This window comes from Pseudomonas sp. FSL W7-0098, assembly GCF_005930585.1.
In the GTDB taxonomy this organism is placed as follows: Bacteria; Pseudomonadota; Gammaproteobacteria; order Pseudomonadales; family Pseudomonadaceae; genus Aquipseudomonas; species Aquipseudomonas bubulae.
On record NZ_RXHW01000001.1, the window covers coordinates 484,228 to 501,858 of the forward strand.

Annotated in this window: 14 protein-coding genes; 5 read left to right on the forward strand and 9 right to left on the reverse strand. The window is 58.6% G+C overall.

Going from position 1 to position 17,631, the window contains the following annotated elements; all coding sequences use genetic code 11:
- Window positions 1–65: 65 nt before the first annotated feature.
- On the reverse strand, window positions 66–896 hold the full coding sequence (locus FHL07_RS02145) for a p-hydroxycinnamoyl CoA hydratase/lyase (protein ID WP_095020015.1): 831 nt from the start codon (window positions 894–896) through the stop codon (window positions 66–68).
- A 201-nt stretch (window positions 897–1,097) separates the two neighbouring features.
- Here FHL07_RS02145 and FHL07_RS02150 point away from each other — a divergent pair, with 201 nt between their 5' ends.
- Complete coding sequence (locus tag FHL07_RS02150; protein WP_095020016.1) at window positions 1,098–1,586, forward strand: MarR family winged helix-turn-helix transcriptional regulator; 489 nt, start codon at window positions 1,098–1,100, stop codon at window positions 1,584–1,586.
- A 245-nt stretch (window positions 1,587–1,831) separates the two neighbouring features.
- Here the strand turns inward: FHL07_RS02150 and FHL07_RS02155 are convergent, their stop codons facing one another.
- Complete coding sequence (locus tag FHL07_RS02155; protein ID WP_095000377.1) at window positions 1,832–3,115, reverse strand: OprD family porin; 1,284 nt, start codon at window positions 3,113–3,115, stop codon at window positions 1,832–1,834.
- Window positions 3,116–3,412: 297 nt separating this feature from the next.
- Between FHL07_RS02155 and mhpT the strand changes: the two genes are divergently transcribed.
- Window positions 3,413–4,627 carry a 3-(3-hydroxy-phenyl)propionate transporter MhpT gene (gene mhpT / locus FHL07_RS02160; protein WP_095000378.1) on the forward strand — a complete coding sequence of 405 codons (1,215 nt, stop codon included), beginning with the start codon at window positions 3,413–3,415 and terminating at the stop codon, window positions 4,625–4,627.
- A gap of 235 nt (window positions 4,628–4,862) precedes the next feature.
- On the opposite strand, the gene FHL07_RS02165 is transcribed toward mhpT, so the two are convergent.
- Window positions 4,863–6,047, reverse strand: a complete 1,185-nt coding sequence (locus FHL07_RS02165) for a sugar transporter (RefSeq protein ID WP_095000379.1) — start codon at window positions 6,045–6,047, stop codon at window positions 4,863–4,865.
- A gap of 290 nt (window positions 6,048–6,337) precedes the next feature.
- On the opposite strand from FHL07_RS02165, the gene FHL07_RS02170 reads away from it, so the two are divergent.
- Window positions 6,338–8,452 (forward strand): TonB-dependent siderophore receptor, encoded by a 2,115-nt coding sequence (locus FHL07_RS02170; protein WP_138738036.1) that lies wholly within the window; start codon window positions 6,338–6,340, stop codon window positions 8,450–8,452.
- A gap of 157 nt (window positions 8,453–8,609) precedes the next feature.
- Entirely contained in the window at window positions 8,610–9,845 is a 1,236-nt protein-coding gene (locus FHL07_RS02175) for an alkaline phosphatase family protein (protein ID WP_138738037.1), read from the forward strand.
- Window positions 9,846–9,895: 50 nt separating this feature from the next.
- Here FHL07_RS02175 and pepN read toward each other — a convergent pair whose 3' ends face one another.
- The 6 genes from pepN to FHL07_RS02205 all read right to left on the reverse strand — a co-directional run bounded on the left by pepN (window position 9,896) and on the right by FHL07_RS02205 (window position 16,528).
- Window positions 9,896–12,553, reverse strand: coding sequence for an aminopeptidase N (gene pepN, locus FHL07_RS02180; protein WP_095018021.1), 2,658 nt, complete (start codon window positions 12,551–12,553; stop codon window positions 9,896–9,898).
- Between the two features lie 12 nt (window positions 12,554–12,565).
- Complete coding sequence (locus tag FHL07_RS02185; RefSeq protein ID WP_095000383.1) at window positions 12,566–13,396, reverse strand: DUF2797 domain-containing protein; 831 nt, start codon at window positions 13,394–13,396, stop codon at window positions 12,566–12,568.
- A complete protein-coding gene (locus FHL07_RS02190; protein WP_016780738.1) occupies window positions 13,393–13,653 on the reverse strand; it encodes a YeaC family protein in 261 nt (86 codons plus the stop codon). The genes FHL07_RS02185 and FHL07_RS02190 overlap by 4 nt, the downstream gene beginning before the upstream one ends.
- Before the next feature lie 144 nt (window positions 13,654–13,797).
- Entirely contained in the window at window positions 13,798–14,670 is an 873-nt protein-coding gene (locus FHL07_RS02195; RefSeq protein ID WP_138738038.1) for a rhomboid family intramembrane serine protease, read from the reverse strand.
- Window positions 14,667–15,638, reverse strand: a complete 972-nt coding sequence (locus FHL07_RS02200; protein WP_095000385.1) for a metallophosphoesterase — start codon at window positions 15,636–15,638, stop codon at window positions 14,667–14,669. The genes FHL07_RS02195 and FHL07_RS02200 overlap by 4 nt, the downstream gene beginning before the upstream one ends.
- Window positions 15,638–16,528 carry an NAD(+) kinase gene (locus FHL07_RS02205; RefSeq protein WP_095000386.1) on the reverse strand — a complete coding sequence of 297 codons (891 nt, stop codon included), beginning with the start codon at window positions 16,526–16,528 and terminating at the stop codon, window positions 15,638–15,640. Before FHL07_RS02205 ends, FHL07_RS02200 begins: the two co-directional genes overlap by 1 nt.
- A gap of 101 nt (window positions 16,529–16,629) precedes the next feature.
- On the opposite strand from FHL07_RS02205, the gene FHL07_RS02210 reads away from it, so the two are divergent.
- On the forward strand, window positions 16,630–17,586 hold the full coding sequence (locus tag FHL07_RS02210) for a DUF1853 family protein (RefSeq protein WP_138738039.1): 957 nt from the start codon (window positions 16,630–16,632) through the stop codon (window positions 17,584–17,586).
- The last annotated feature ends 45 nt before the right edge of the window (window positions 17,587–17,631 follow it).

Sequence of the window (17,631 nt, forward strand, 5' to 3'; positions counted from 1 at the left end):
CCTCTTTATTGTCGTTATCGGGAATTCATTTACAGGGTGCGCCCGGCGCACCCTGAACAGCGAGATTAGCGCTTGTAGGCTTGCAGGCCTGGCTTAATGCTCTTGTCATCGAGGAACTGCTTCATGCCCTGCTCACGCCCGCCTTCGGTATCCAGCAGTCGCGACTGGTCGAGCTTGGCGTACAGATAATCTTCGTTCTGCTCCCAGGTCAGTTCGCGGCAACGCTTGAAGCCATGCTTGGCCGCACGCAGTACAACCGGGTTTTTCTCCAGCAGATTGCGCGCCAGCTCAATGGTGACTTCACGCAACTGCGCCAGCGGTACGCTCTCATTGACCAGGCCCATCTCGGCGGCTTTACGCCCGTCGAAGGTCTTGCCGGTCATGATGTAGTACAGCGACTGGCGATGGCCTACGGTGTCTGCCATAGCCTTGCTGACCAGGTTGCCCGGTGGAATGCCCCAGTTGATTTCCGACAGGCCGAACGTTGCCTCGTCAGCGCAGATGGCCAGGTCGCACGCCACCAGCGGGCTGAAACCACCACCAAAGCACCAGCCATTGACCATGGCAATCGTTGGCTTGGCGTACATGCGCAGCAACTTCCATTGCCACTGCGACGCTTCACGGCGGATTTTCTCCTGAAGAATCTCGGGGCCAGCGTCCACTTCGCGAAAGTACTCCTTCAAGTCCATGCCCGCCGTCCAGGCATCGCCCGCGCCGGTCAACACCAAAACACCCGCCTGCGGGTCCTGCTCGAGGGTTTCCAGCACGTCGATCATTTCACGGTTCAGGGTCGGGCTCATGGCATTGCGTTTTTCCGGACGATTGAGTATCACCCAGGCGATGCTGTTTTCGATTTCGACTTTGACGGTTTTCCAGCGGCCTTCGTATTGGCTCATAGCGATTGCTCTCTTGTTGTTCGCTTGAAGATGAGTGAAAACTAACCGGCATAATTAGTTATGTCAATTAACCATTAATTAAATTAACCAATTTTTTTTGCGGCAAACGCTCGTAAAATAACGCAGCGATGGCTATCAACCAGCAACCGCGGCAAACTAGATACGTTTATTAACTTCATTCGAGCAAGGACCCCTCTATTTATGGCCAAGCCAGCCACCCCTGTCGTCGCCCAAGAGGCCATGCCTGAAAGCCCGGACGTACAGGCTCCTCTGGACACCGCGCTGGACGAACTGATCGGCTATGCCATGCGCCGCGCCCAGCTCAAGCTTTTCCAGAACCTGATCAACCGGCTGTCGACCCACGACCTGCGTCCGGCGCAGTTTTCGGCAATGGCGATCATTGATCAGCATCCCGGGCTGATGCAGGCGGACCTGGCCCGGGCGCTGGCGATTGAGCCCCCGCAAGTGGTGCCATTGTTGAACAAGCTGGAGAGTCGGGCGTTGGCGGTACGGGTTCGTTGCAAACCCGACAAGCGCTCCTACGGCATATTCCTGAGCAAGACCGGCGAAGCCCTGCTCAAAGAGCTCAAGGCCATCGCTGCCCAAAGCGACATCGACGCGACCTCGGCGCTGGATAGCGCCGAGCGTGAAGAACTGCTGCGCCTGCTGAAAAAGGTGTATCAGGAATAGCCCAGCGCTGTAGCTACCAAATCCGCAACATGCGCAGTGCCTGATCAATAGTGAAAGCTGATTTCACGACTGCTGCGCAGCCGAACGCAGCCTCGCACGGCTCGTCAGCTGCTACGTATTTCACAACTCATGCCACTGCGTAGCAGTTGACGAGTAGAACGAGGCTACGTTCGAGCGTGAAGCGGTCGCAAAACCGCAACACGCGCAGGGCCTCGCACGGCTCTCCAGCAAATAGACAATTGGCCCTACCAAATCGGCAAGGTATAGATGGCCAGGAAGCGGGTCTGGTTTTCGTCGCGAAAGGCCGCACCTGCCGGGAAGTCATTGCGGTAAATAGACTTCCTCGCCAAAAGGCCCAGGTTTTTCAGCGGCCCGCTCTGAATCACGTACCCCAGCTCCATCTGAAACTCGCGCTCCTTGCGATCATCCGCATTCAAGGACGCCAGTTCGATATTGTCACCGCGCACATAACGCAACCGCCCTTTCAATCCCACTACCCCCACCGCCGTGAAGTCGTAGTCGTAAATGGCCTGCCAGGTGCGCTCCTTGGCATTGAGAAAATCCGAACTCATGGTCATTTCGCTCATGCCCATCAACTCTGTACCCGAGATGTAAGGCGTCGCCGTATCACCGCTGGAATGCATGTAGCCCACACTTAAACGATGCCCTCCCAGCCGATAACCCAACAGCGCCGATGCGTTGATGTTGTCGACCTTGCCTGCTTTGGCACTGCCCGCCTCATCACTGAAAAAACTGCGCAGGTCGGTGGTCAGCACGCCATCACCCAGGGGCAGATCGTGCAGCAATGCCAGGGTGCTTTGCTTGTACAAATCCGCCACCTCGACATGGTAGGCGCGCACGCTCAGGTTCTTGTTGACCTGATAATCACCACCGCCGTAAGCCAGGTGCGAGGTTTCAGCCGAGCCCTTGAATCGGCCATTGGGCGACGCGATAGTCATGGCCTGGTAGTTGGTGGAGTCACGTTTGTTGATCGCGTCGATATATCCGGTGTTGAAGGTCAGGCCGTCAATTTCTTTGGAGCTGACGGTGGTCCCGCGAAAGGTCTGGGGCAACAGCCGCGACGGGCTGGCAAAGGCAAACGGCAGAAAAATCGACACATCACCGGTCTTGAGCGTGGTCTGGCTAAAACGCAGCTTGCCGGTGAAGGCCAGTCGCGAGTACTCATCCGCAGCCTGTTTGTCGCTATTGACCGGCAGCAGTTCGGTGCCGCTGCGGTCAGGCGAAGAGTCCAGCTTGACCCCCAGCAGACCACGCACATCCAGCCCGAAACCGACCGTGCCCTCGGTAAAGCCCGACTCCATGTTGGCAATGAAGCCCTGGGCCCATTCCCGCGCTGCGGTCTTGACGCCATCGTCCTTGTAATCACGGTCCATGTAGTAGTTGCGCAAGGTCAGGGTGGCGTGACTGTCTTCGATAAATCCCTGGGCCCAAACAGGGGTACTGAGCAGGCACAGGGCAATGCACGAAAGCGGGAACAAGCGCAGGGCGCCTTGGTTGAGCGTATGCATATTGAATGTCCATTTATTGTTGTTTTTGACAGAACCAGAACGCTCTCATGGCGTTTCCTGGGCCAGAGAATGGAAACAAGTCAAAGCAACGTCAATCTTGAATGATCGATAATCGAACATTATGTTTCTTATCTATTTTTGATAATTACAGGCACGCACTGGCTAAAAGCCTGTTTTAAACACGTTTAAGCTGATTTTTTAGCAAATACCTTCGCAGCTTCTTTTTTTAGTTATCTTTGTTAATCTTTATTTGGCTCGCTGAAAGCCCCCCTACAAAAACAATAACGAGGTTCGTCCATGAACACTCCACAGCATCGTTCGACGCTGACAATCGCTTTGTGCTTTATCGTTGCGCTTATCGAAGGGTTTGACCTGCAAGCCGCGGGCACTGCCGCCGCCGGCCTGCGTCAAACCTTTGACCTGGACCCGAAAATGATGGGCTGGGTGTTCAGTGTCGGGATCATCGGCCTGCTGCCCGGTGCATTCTTCGGCGGCTGGATTGCCGATCGAGTCGGCCGTAAAAAGATCCTCATCGGCGCGGTCATCCTGTTTGGCGTCTTCTCCCTGCTGACCGCCTATGTAGACAGCTACTACCACTTGCTGCTGGTGCGATTCATGACGGGCCTTGGTCTGGGAGCTGCCCTGCCCAACCTGATCGCCCTATGTGCTGAAGCGGTAGACGAACGCCGTCGTGGCACAGCGATCAGCATCATGTATTGCGGCGTGCCACTGGGTGGCGCAATGGCAGCGGTAGTGGCGATGTTCTCCCATGACCACTGGCAAACCACCTTTATCATCGGCGGGCTAGCCCCGTTGCTTGTCGTGCCGCTGATGATCATCCTGCTGCCCGAGTCCCGGGTTTTCCGCCAGGACGCCAGCCAGGCTTTGCGCGTGTCTACGGGCCAGGCACTGTTTGGTGAAGGTCGTGGCCGTTCGACCCTGGCGTTGTGGCTCAGTTACTTCTTTACCCTGACCGTGATGTACATGTTGCTGAACTGGCTGCCCACACTGCTGCTCGCCCAGGGTTTCACCAAGCCGCAAGCGGGCATGGTGCAAATGCTGTTCAACATAGGCGGTGCTTTGGGCTCCTTGCTCGGCGGCCTGCTGCTGGACCGCTGCAACCCGATCAAGGTGGTTCTGGGCGTCTATGCCGGGCTACTCGCATCACTGGCCGGGATCGGCTTTTCGGTAGGGATTGTGCCCGTGGCCACTGCAGGCTTTGCTGTGGGCCTGTTTGTAATGGCGGCGCAGTTGGTGCTCTATGCAATGGCTCCGCCGCTGTATCCGACAGCCGTACGGGCAACCGGCGTCGGCGCTGCAGTCGCTATCGGGCGCCTGGGTTCGGTTGCAGGTCCCTTGGCAGCAGGTCAGATCCTCGCCGCCGGGGCCGGAACGACCGGGGTGCTGCTGGCGACTTCACCGGGACTGGTCATTGCGGCATTGGCGGTCATCACGGTGATTACCCGTGCCAATCAAAGTGCAAGCCTGAAACCGGGACTTTGTGGCCGCTGACAAGTAACTCCAGGCTGCACTCTATGGCCTGGAGCATCTCGACAGCGTGTTTGTTCAGGTTCTGCCGATCTCAGGATTCAAAGGTTTGAATCCTGAGATCAGGGGTTGTCTCTTCTGCCTCGCCACCAACTCCATGTTGTAGTCGTTGACGAGTGGAACGAGGCTGCGATCGGGAGGGTGCTGATCATCGTGTAAACCTGCCGGGGCTCTAGCCTTGCGCCAAAGCCCCGGTATGTCAGGCCTGTGCGGCGCTGCGGTTTAGCCGGTACATGGTCCAGGCGTAGAACACCAACGCCAGCCCCGCCAGCGAACCACCTGCCAGCCCGATCCAGGCAAAACCGAAATGGCTGCCCACCGAACTGCCCAGCAATGCCCCGCCGCCAATGCCGATATTGTAGATACCGGAAAACATCGCCATCGCCACATCCGTCGCGTCCGGCGCCAGGGTCAGTACTTTGGACTGCATCGCCAGGCCAAAGCCCATGATCGCCATCCCCCAAATGATGCTCAACACCCCCAGGGATTCAATCCAGTTGCTGGCCGGCAACAGCAACAGCAGGCTCAGCGCGATCAGGCCCACAGCGGTCAGCAGGAAGCCCAGCGGGCTGTATTTGTGGAACCAGCTAAAACACAGCGAACCGAAAATCCCCGCACCGCCGAAGAGCAGCAGGATCAGGGTCACGGTAGCGCCGCTCATACCCGCCACGTTCTGCACAAAGGGTTCGATATAGCTGTACGCGGTAAATTGCGCCGTGATCACCACCGCCGTCAACAGATACACAGCCACCAGTGCAGGGCGCTTGAACAGCACCGGCAAGCTTCTGAGCGAGCCGGAATTCTGGCTTGGCAGCAACGGCAAAGTGCGCGCCAACCACAGCACCAGCAACACCGCCAGCGCTGCGATCACCAGAAAAGTGGTACGCCAGCCCATGGCCTCGCCCAGCAAACGGCCCAGGGGCACCCCCATCACCATCGCCAGCGAAGTACCGGTGGCCAGCAACCCCAGCGCTTGCACCTGCTTGCCCTCAGGCGCCAGACGCACCGCCAGAGAGGCTGTTATCGACCAGAACAGCGCATGGGACAGCGCCACGCCGATCCGGCTAAGCAACAAAATGCCGAAGCTGGTCGCCAGACTCGACAGTACATGACTGGCGATAAACAACCCGAACAGCACCAGCAGTAACTTGCGCCGCTCAACGTTGCGCGTCACCAGCATGATCGGCAAGGAAGCCAGTGACACCACCCAGGCATAGATGGTGAGCATCAGCCCGACCCGGGCCGTGGCCATGTCAAAACTTGCGCCAATCGCACTCAGCAGCCCCACCGGCACAAACTCGGTGGTATTGAACACAAAAGCGGCCAGCGCCAGCGCGATTACAGGCTGCCAGTTGGCTTTAGAGGTAGAGGTGGGGTTGCTCATTTAATGAATGCACTACTCGCTATCGATGATGAACCGGCTCCGACGCTTCAAGCCGGAACCACACAGGCTGACAGTTTATAGCCTTCACGCAGAGCCGTTGGCGAGATTTTGCAGATACTCGGCAGGCGGCGTTTGGTCGAGGCGCCGAGGTGCCCGATAAAAAGACCGCAGCAAGGATTTTGCAACAATGCGTAAAGAATAGTTAAGAGCATTGATTATCATTTGCACAAATGTAAAACTTTGTAACTAATTCTCGTTTACGCAGTTCCAGCCCGGAGTATCCGCAGATCATGCGCTCACTGTTCAGCCTTCCGACGTCCGCCCTTACACTTGTCGCACTGGGCATGCTCAATTCGGCATCAGCCGACGAATACACCTTGAACCTGCCTTCCACCAGCGTCACCGGCACCGCCGACAGTGAAGATGCACCACCGGGCTATCAAGCCAAACCCGCCGCCACTACCACGCGATTGAACCTCACCGCCGGGCAAACACCCCAGGGCATCACCAGCATCAAGCGCGAGCAACTTGACGACTTCAAGCTCAACAGTATTCGCGATGTGCTGGACAGTACCCCCGGAGTCAACGTGCAAAAGGTCGAGACCGACCGGACTTACTTCACTGCCCGCGGTTTCGACATCACCAACTTCCAGTACGACGGCATGGGCATGGGGCTCACCGGCGGCGTGCTGGTGGGTGATATCGACACCGCACCCTACGAGCAGGTTGATGTATTGCACGGCGCCAACGGCCTGATGACCGGCACTGGCAACCCGTCGGCCACGGTTAACTTTATCCGCAAACGCCCCACCTATGAGCCTGAGGCCAAGGTCAGCGTCAGCGCCGGCTCCTGGGACAAGCGCCGGGTCGATCTCGACGTCTCCGGGCCGCTGACCGATGCGGGCAATGTGCGCGGGCGAGTGATCTATGCCAACGAAGTGGGCAACTCTTATCTGGATCGTTATTCCCGGGAAAAGAACATCTTCAGTGGCATGCTCGCCTTCGACCTGAGTGACGACGACACGCTGACCGTCGGTTATGAAGACCAGAAAAGCAATGCCAACGGTGCCAGCTGGGGCTCCCTGCCGCTCACCGACAGCAGCGGCAACGCCCTGCACTACAGCAGCACCAGTGCCAACATTGCCCAGCCCTGGGTGTACTGGGATGTACGCACCAGTCGCGCCTTCGCCGAGTGGCAGCACCACTTCGCCAATGACTGGAAGTCCACGCTGACCGTAACCGCCATGGAGCATCGCGAAGACACCGACATGTTCTACATCTATGCCAACAGCGCCTCTGGCACCGGCTATACCGGGCTGGCCTCCAACTACAAAGGCAAGACCCGCGAGCTGGATGGCGACCTCTCGTTCAGCGGGCCTTTCAGCCTGGGCGGCCGCGAGCACCAGTTGACCTTCGGCGCCAACGTGGCCCGTTCCCGTACCCAGGAAACCTCGCTGTACGGCACCTCCTCGTACTACACCCCGGTGTCGCTGGAAGATGCCCTCAACGGCGTCATCCCCAAGCCTGCTTACAACATGGCCAATGCCGACGCGACCTCCAATTACACCGACCGCCAGAAGAGTCTCTACGCCGGTACACGGTTGAGCCTTACCGACGACCTGCACCTGATCGTCGGTGCGCGCATGCTCAGTGCCGACAGCGACGGTGAAAACTACGGTTCGGGGCGGGACGTGAGCATTCATGGCAAAGTCACCCCGTACGCTGGCGTAGTCTATGACCTGACGCCGCAGTACTCGCTGTATGCCAGCTACACCAAGATTTTCAACCCGCAGTACTACCTCAATACCCAGGGCCAGGTGCTCGACCCGCTGGAAGGCAAGAGCTACGAGGCCGGGATCAAGGGGCATCTGCTGGACAAGAAACTGGACGTTTCGGCAGCGGTATTTCATACCAAGCAGGATAACGTTGCCACCTACTCAGGTTTCAACCCTTCCCTGGGCGGTTACCTGTATGACGGCATGTCGTATAAGAGCAGCGGTGTAGAACTGGAAGCTTCGGGCGAACTGGCGCCGGGCCTGCAAATCAGCGGGGGCTATACCTACGTCTATATCACCGATGCCGACAACAACCGCGGGCGCAAGTTTATACCGCGCAATGCCCTGACCACCTCCATGGCCTACAAGCTGCCGATGGCACCGCAGGTGAAAGTGGGCGGCAGCCTCAAGTGGCAAAGCAAGGTCGAGAACGACGACGCCCCGGCAGCAAACCAGGCTGCCTATATGCTGGTGGGCCTGATGGCCAGCTATGATATCGACCCGCACTGGAGCACCCAGCTCAACCTCGACAACCTGACCAACGAGAAATACCTGCAAAGCGTACGTTACGGGCAAAGCAACTACGGCTCCCCGCGCAACGTCACGGCATCGGTGAGCTGGAAGTTCTGATGAAGTGCCGGGCCAGTTCCCCTGGCCCGACATGAACTGCGTATGAACGTGCCGGGTACTGAAATATCCTGCATTTAAAGCTGGCAATAACGTAATGTCAGTGACATACAGCCCTTACATATTCGTCTCGTGTTCAACTCACTGAGTGAGATCTGCCATGAGCCATACCCATATTGCTTTATCTATCGCTACCGGCCTGGGTTTGACATTCACCGTCATGTTGTCCCATGCCGCGCCCCCTGATACCTCCGACGCCCAAAACTACAAAAGCCACAAGGCCTTGTTGATTGGTGTCGACGGCATGCAATACGAAAAACTTCAGCAAGCCATTCAAAATAATATGGCCCCCCATATTGCCGGCCTGAACCCCGCCAAAAGTTACATCGGAGGGATTGACGGAACTGCGACAGAGCAAACTACCGGTAGCGGCCCGGGCTGGACGACAATACTGACCGGCACCTGGGTAGACCGACATAAAGTCCCCTCCAACAACAACGCATGGCGCAACAAAGCGCCCAGCCTGTTCAAGCAACTCAAGCAGGCGGATCCTGAACGCAAGACGAGCAGCATTGTCAGCTGGAATACCATCAACAACAACTTCGCCGATGATATTGCCCAAGGCTTTATCGACCTTGCCATCAAATGCTCCGACGTCGATCAATGCGTCGCCGACAAGGCCAGCTATGAGCTTGAATATGGTCGCTCGGACCTGGTTTTCGCGCACTTCGACGAGCCTGATAATGTCGGCCATAGATACGGTTTTTCAACCCGCTATCAGACCGCAATCCAGGGCGTCGACGACAAGGTCGGCCAGTTACTGTCGGCACTCAAGCGCCGTAAACAAAGCAACCCCGATGAAGACTGGCTAGTACTGGTGACAACTGATCATGGCCGGCGCCTGCCCGATGGGCGTAATCATGGCGCCCAAACCCTGAGCGAGAAAACCACGTTTATCGCACTCAACAAACCCGCCAACGAGCAACTTACCCGCCCCATCACCAATCCGGACAATCCGGGCCACGACAACCTCTACGGTTTTGCCAGCCAGGCGGATATTACTCCGACCCTGCTGGCCCATTTTGGCATCGAGCCCGTACCTGCCCGGCATGCCATGGACGGTCTGCCCCTGACCGGGCCTCTGGGTGCAAGGCTATTCTCTGCCCGGTTAGCGCCTGACGCAGCACAGGTGAATCTGACCTGGAATGGCGATGGCAGCGCAGACAAGCCCGTGCACATTTATCGCAATGGCAAGCAAATCGCCTCTGTCGACTACTCCCGGCGTGGTTATATCGACAACGACATCAAGGAACTCAAAGGGCCAGTCAATTACACGGCAGTGATTGATAAAGTGCCTGTGTCACGCTTGATCACTCTGGGCGACAAAAAACCATAAAAAAAAGCGCTGCCCGATCACTCGGACAGCGCCTTTTTTACGTCCAGGCGTTACGCCAGACTTTTGCTGACCACTTCAAACACATCGCTGGACAGTTCGCCCGAGCTGCGGATGCGCTCAAGCTCTGCCTTCATCAGCGCCTGTCGTGCAGCGTCGTACTTGCGCCAGCGGGTCAACGGCGCCAGTTGCCGAGAGGCAATCTGCGGGTTGAAACCATTCAGTTCGATCACCAGGTCCGCCAGGAAACGATAGCCCGAACCGTCCGCAGCATGGAAGTTGATCAGGTTTTGCCCGGCAAAGGCACCCACCAGGGCCCGCACTTTGTTCGGGTTCTTGATGGTGAACGCCGGATGTTGCATCAGCTCGCGCACGCGCTGCAAACCGCCGGGCAAGGTGCTGCCCGCCTGCACGCTGAACCATTGATCCATGACCAGCGGGTTGTCCTTGAATTGCTCGGCAAAACTGGCCAGCGCCGCAGCTTTTTCCGCCTCGTAGGGCGAGTTGACCAGCACGGCCAGCGCCGTCAGGCGTTCGGTCATGTTGTCGCTGTGCTCGAACTGCTCCAGCGCCGCCGCCAACACTTGCGGCTTGCCGCTGAGCATCAGGTAGGACAGCGCGATATTTTGCAGTGCGCGACGGGCAAAGTGCTCGGCTTCAGCCACATAAGGCGTGGCTTTGGACACTTCGCGGTTGGCCTGGTAACGCGTCCACAGGGCGTCGAACAGGCTGTCTGCCAGTTGCTTGCGAGCGAACTCGCGGGCAACGTGGATGGCTTCGACATCGGCCACGTCACTGATTTCGGTCAGATAGGCTTCGCCCGGCAGCGAGAGCATCTCTGCCACCATTGCCTGATCCAGTTGCTCATTGCCCAGCACCGTGCGCAACGCCTCGACCAGACGCTGATCCATGACCAGTGCTTCACCGCGCTGATGCTGTGCAATCAACTCTTGCAGCACCTGCACCGCCAGTTGCTGACCAGCATCCCAACGGTTGAACCCGTCGCTGTCGTGCTGCATCAGGAACATCAACTGGTCACGGCTGTAATCGAAGCTCAGCTTCACCGGTGCCGAGAACCCGCGCAACAGGGACGGCAGCGGTTTTTCGTTGATGCCGACAAAGGTGAAGGTCTGTTCGGCTTCAGTCACTGACAGCACGCGGCTGGTGCCCGAGGCCGCAGCTTCGCCCGCCAGTTGCAGGGCAATTTCACTACCCCCGGCGTCCAGCAGGCCCAGTTCGACCGGAATGACGAACGGCAGTTTTTCGATCTTGTCCGGAGTTGCCGGGCAGCTTTGCGCAAAAGTCAGGCTATAGGTGTGTTGTTGCGCATCGTAGTGCTCGCTGACGGCCAGCCGCGGTGTACCTGCCTGGCTGTACCAGCGCTTGAACTGGCTCAGGTCGGCGCCATTGGCATCTTCCATGGCCTTGATAAAGTCGTCGCAGGTCACCGCCTGGCCATCATGACGCTCGAAGTACAGGTCACTGCCTTTGCGAAAACCCTCGGCGCCCAGCAGGGTGTGGATCATACGCACCACCTCAGAACCCTTCTCGTAAACGGTCAGGGTGTAGAAGTTGGAGATCTCGATAAAGCTCTCCGGGCGCACGGCATGGGCCATGGGGCCGGCGTCTTCGGCGAACTGGTGAGTGCGCAGGTAGGCCACGTCCTGGATGCGCTTGACGGTGCGCGAATTCATGTCGGCCGAGAACTCGGAATCACGGAACACCGTGAAGCCTTCCTTGAGCGACAGCTGGAACCAGTCGCGACAGGTCACGCGGTTACCCGACCAGTTGTGGAAGTACTCGTGGGCGACGATGGCTTCGACCCGCTGGTGCGCGGCATCGGTGGCGGTTTCGGCGCGGGCCAGTACGGCGCTGGAGTTGAAGATATTGAGACCCTTGTTCTCCATGGCGCCCATATTGAAGTCGTTGACGGCCACGATCATAAAGATGTCCAGATCGTATTCACGACCGTAGGTCTCTTCGTCCCAGCGCATGGATTTTTTCAGGCTGGTCATGGCGTGCTGGCACTTGTCGATGTTTTCCGGCTCGACATAAATGCGCAGCGCCACGCTGCGCTCGCTCATGGTGGTGAAGGTGTCTTCGACGCACCACAGGTCACCGGCCACCAGTGCAAACAGGTACGCCGGTTTCATGAACGGGTCTTCCCAGGTTGCCCAGTGCCGGCCGTCTTCGTCGGGGCCGCTGGCGATCGGGTTACCGTTGGACAGCAGAATCGGGTAACTGTGCTGCTCGGCCACCACGGTGGTGGTGAACTTGCTCATCACGTCCGGGCGGTCGAGGTAATAGGTAATCTTGCGAAAGCCTTCGGCCTCGCACTGGGTGCAGAACATCCCGCCGGACTTGTACAGGCCTTCCAGCGCGGTGTTGGATTCGGGGTGGATGCGCACGCTGGTATCGACCACGAACTGTTCGCTGGTCGGGTGCAGGATCAGGTGGCTGTCGCTGAGCTGATAATCCTCGGCGGTCAATTCGATATCGTCGAGGCTGACCGACAGCAGCTCCAGCTGCTGGCCATCCAGCGCCAGGGCCGGCAGGCCGGCGCCACGGGCCGGGTTGCGGCGCATCAGCAGTTGCGCATGAACCAGGGTGTGATCCTCGAACAACTCGAAGGTCAGGTGCGTCTCGTCGATCAGGTAATCGGGCGCCTGGTAGTCCTTCAGGTAGATCATTTGCGGTTGTTCGGTGCGCATGCTGGAGTCCTTTTACTGATGCACGGCCAGCTGGTAGGCCGTGTATTTGCGGATATTGATAACGCCGGTGTCAAAGATCAGGTATTGGCCCTTGATCCCCATCAGCGTGCCTTCGACGATCGGATCTTTATCCAGATTGAAGCTGACAATCTTGGTCGGATACTGCTCGACCGGGTAGCAAATCTCGATGGGCTCGACGCTATGCAAAGGCTGTACCGCTTGCAGGCCGAAACGTTCCTGCAGGGTGTGCAGGCCTTCGGCGCAACTCTCGAACAGTTGCGCACGCACTGCGGCGAGGTCTACCGGCGCTGCGTCGCCCTTGAGCAGTGCACGCCAGTTGGTCCGGTCAGCCACTTGCGAGCGGAACAGGTCTTCGACAAACCCCGATTGCTGACGGGTCGCCACGCGCACGATCGGCAATGCCTGGCTGGCACCCTGGTCGAGCCAGCGGGTCGGCAACTGGGTGGCACGGGTAATGCCCACCTTGACCCCGGAGGAGTTGGCCAGATACACCACATGATCGGTCATGCAGAACTGCTCGCCCCACAACGGATCACGGCAAGTGCCCGCGTCATAATGGCAACGCTCCGGGCTCATGATGCACACATCACATTGTGCCAGCTTGGTCATGCACGGGTAGCAGTAGCCCTGGCTGAAGCTCTTCTTGGTTTTACGCCCGCAGTGAGAGCAGTTGATCTCCCCCAGGTATTCCAGACGCAGTTTAGTGCCAATCAAGGGATTGACCGGCACCTCGGTATCGCCCAAACGGAACGCATATTGAACGGTCGGCGTTTCCAGGCTTGCCGACATCTTGCTGATTGCACCGCGACCAATCTCAATCAATGGATGGCATCCGACTTGAACAGGATATTGGGCACCGGCGCCGATTTCGAGCTGCATTCCTGCGGGCCCATATAACCGGTGCGCTGGTCTTCAGGCAGGTTCTGCACTTCCCAGGCAATCATCGCCTGCAACGACAGCTCGCGCTGTTCGGCAGTGAGTTTGTTGCCGTCCGCCCATTTACCGATTTCCACGGCCAGTTTCAGGCTCTGGTAGATCTCGGGGGTGATGTTTTGAATCATTTCGTTGAAAGAGGACATGGTTCTGTTTCCGCTCTTTAAAAATCAGATGGCATTTCTATCTGTGGGAGCGGGCTTGCTCGCGATTCAGGCAACTCGGTGCATCTGAATCAACGGGTTGAACCCATCGCGAGCAAGCCCGCTCCCACGCGACAATTCGAAACTTTATACAGCCTGCCTGCGCCGCGCCCAAAGCCCGCCCAGCAAGCCGGTCAGGCAACCGATGACCAGTCCGCCCACATGGGCGGCATTGGCGATCTGGCCAAAGCCGATCATCGACACCAGCCCCGACATGCACAATGCCAGCCACACCAGCATCATCACCAGCACACCGCGCGGCAGGTTATACAGGGGGTTTGGCGCCATCAACTGATAGATCCAGACATGCCCCAACAGCCCGTACAACACCCCCGACAACCCGCCAAACAGGTTCGGGCCGCCCACCAGGTACTGGGCGAAGTTGGACACCAGGCTGAACAACAGGCTCAAGCCGATCAGGTTGACGCTGCCCTGGCGCATTTCAATGCGCCGCCCCAGCTCCCAGTACCACATGCCGTTCATGGCGATATGCAGGAAACCGAAGTGAATCAACATCGGCGTAAACAGTCGCCACCACTGCCCGGACGCCAGGCTGTCAGACAAGGGGACAAAGTCGATGTACTGGCCATAAATGCTGAAGTCCAGAAACGTGAAAAACCTCAGGGCCGACAAATTGTCACCCAGTTGCGTCACCGCGGCCACGATTACGCACAGCAGCAACACGATGGCTGTGGCCGGGCTATCGCGCAGCTGCTGCGCAAAACCCGGGCGGGTCATGGCCTGCGGCCGTTCGACAACGGGTAAGGCGTGATCGGGGTCACCCAGCGGAAAACGCTGGTACAGGCTGCGCACGTCGTCGGCAATGGACTCAGGTGCCCACAGCACCTGCTCGCCTGCCTCTTCACTGACCCGATGGGGCACCTGCATGCGCCGCAGCAAAGCAACAAAACCGCTCAGGTCCACAGACAACGGCAAACGCAATACCGCTACAACACTCATTGAATGGCCTCAGGGCGATCTACATTCACCCATACAAATTTGTCCGGATCGAGCCGGGTTTCCTGGTCAAGGCGATAAGCCACCAGTTTGCCGTACAACACCGCGCTGTAATCCAGGCACGCCAGGTTCGGACGGATCGGCGCGGGCCGGCCGCTGCGCCAGTAGTGCCCGACAAACAACAGCGGTTCATCAATGCCGTAACGTAACAGGGCACTTTTTTCAGTGGAGGACAGCGGCTGCTGTGCCACCCGTTCAGGCAGCGCGTCCGGCTGGAAAACGATATCGCCGTAAGTCTTGGGGTCGTCTTCCCAGAACTTGGTGCGAAAGAATGCCCGCGTCAGGCCGTCGCCACCGGTCAGGGTCATGCCCCCCGGCAGGCGCATGTCAGTGCCACGCAACAGGCGGTTGAAGCTCAGGCTGGCAAAGCTGTCCGACACCGCCGCGGCCTGCAAGAAGGCCTCGTCAATGCAGCCGTCGGGGTATTGCGCACGCAGGGTGGCGATCACTTCGCTGTCCCAGCAGGCATGTACCACCCGGAAGCGCCCGGCATCGACAAACAGCGGCATGTCGTAAAACCACTGCACAAACTCGCGCCATTCAGCGGGATACTTGTCGAACTGTTCGAGGGTTTCGTGGATCAGCCGGGCATGGCGCGGCGTGTGCTCGCGCACAAACTGCTTGCCACTTCCGGCTGGCGCGGGTGTGCACCAGCCCAGCGCGTTGAATTCATGGTTACCCATCAGGCACAGGGCCTGACCGCTGCGTACCATGTCGTAGACAATATGCAGCGACTCGCGAATGCGCGGGCCGCGATCAATAATGTCACCCAGAAACACCGCCATCCGTTGCGGGTGTCGCCAGATACCGGCGAGTTTTCGATAGCCCAGACGCTCCAGCAGGTGCTCAAGGGTATGAGCACAGCCATGCACGTCACCGATCAGATCGTAACTGCGCGCTGGATCGAGCATCAGTCAGCCCTGCCGCCCAGTCGGCTACCCCAGCCAAGCTTGGTCCGACACACTTCGTAGTAGTTGTGGTCCAAAGGATGAATCAGGCGCAGTTTTTGCGCTTTTTTGCTGACGTTGATGGTGTCGCCCGGCGCACAGGTGAAGTGGTTCTGACCATCACACGAAACCTGCGGGTAGATCTGCATGTCCTTGGCCACCACTATTTTCAACTCACTGTTGCCATCGACCACGATCGGGCGGCTGCTCAGGGTATGCGGGTACATGGGCACAATCACGATCGCGTCGAGCTTGGGGTGCATGATCGGGCCGCCCGCTGACATGGCATAGGCCGTTGAGCCCGTGGGCGTGGCCACGATCAGGCCGTCGGCCTTCTGGCTGCAGACGAACTGGCCATCGATATGCAGTTCGAACTCGATCATGCGCGTGGACTTGCCCGGGTGCAGCACCACATCATTGAGGGCATCGCCCTGGCCGATGGCTTCGCCGTGACGGCGCACTTCGGCCTGCAGCAGAAAACGGTTTTCAACCAGGTAGTGGCCGTCAAGCACCTCAGCAACTTTGACTTCCAGTTCATCGGGACGGATATCGGTCAGAAAGCCCAGACTGCCACGGTTGATACCCAGCACCGGTACATTGTGCCGGGCCAGCGCGCGGGCGGCGCCCAGCAAACTGCCATCGCCGCCGACCACAATCACCATGTCGCAGACTTCGCCAAGCATTTTGCGTGACGAAGTTTGCAGGCCGTGACCGGGCAACACCTCGGCGATCGTGTCTTCAAGGATCACGTGCATATGCCGCTCGAGCAGGAATTTTTTCAGTCGGCGAACCGTATCGAGCACTTGCGAGCTGCCCAGACGACCTATGATGCCGATATTACGAAATTGCTCCATGGGGCTCCTGCGGGATTCTATGCGTGCGAAAATAACGATTATGGGCGAAAGACGACGATAGACAAAACCCTTTCAGCCCCGTGAACGGCTATGCTCGCACAATGACCCTCTTCCCCGACTTGCTCAACCTGCCCCATCAATTGCGCCACCCCGAGGTGCGCGATCTGGCGTGGGTGATCCTCGCACCACCGATGCTGACCCATACCCCCTGGCCCCAACGCCATCCATTGGCAGGCAGCGACTGGGTCCAGGCGCCGGAGCAACTGGAGCACTGGCTGCGCGAGCTGGACCGCAACTGCCAACCACTCCTGCACTGGCTCGAACTGGCCACCACCCGACGTCTGGGGCGCTATTACGAGCGCTTGTGGCAGTTTGCAGTGCAGCATGCCCCGGGCGTCGAGCTGATTGCCGCGAACCTGCCGATCCGCCTGGGCGGGCATACCCTGGGTGAGCTCGATTTAGTGCTGCGAGACCGCGACGGCGTGCATCATCTGGAACTGGCGATCAAACTCTACCTCGGCCCCCAGGACGGTGATGGCGCAGACCCTGCGCAATGGCTAGGCCCCGGCAGCAATGACCGCCTGGACCGCAAGCTCAAGCATTTCTGCCAGCACCAGCTACCCATGTCCAGCCGCCCGGAAAGCCGTGAAGTGCTGGCCGGGCTGGATGTGCAGGCGTTCAGCGCCCATTTGTGGCTTGGCGGCTACCTGCTGTATCCGTGGCCAGGGCAGGCCCGACCACCAGCCGGTGCCAACCCGCAACACCTGCGCGGGCGCTGGTTGCATCAGCGCGACTGGACGGCGTTTATCCGCCAGAGCGCCACCGGTTGCTGGCAACCCCTGCCCCGGCATGCCTGGCTGGCTCCGGCGCGCTATGGTGCTGAGGGGATATGGGCGGCACAACAGCTGGATATCTGGCTGGCAGAACTGCACCCGCAAGCACCGGCGCAGCTGCTGGTTCGCCTGACTGAAAACGATGAGGGCGACTGGGAAGAGGCTGAACGCCTGTTTCTGGTTTCCGATCTTTGGCCTAATGTGCCGGGAAGCCCTGAAAACTGACACATCTCAAGTGCAAGATTGCTCAGGCCACTTAGAGTAAAGGAA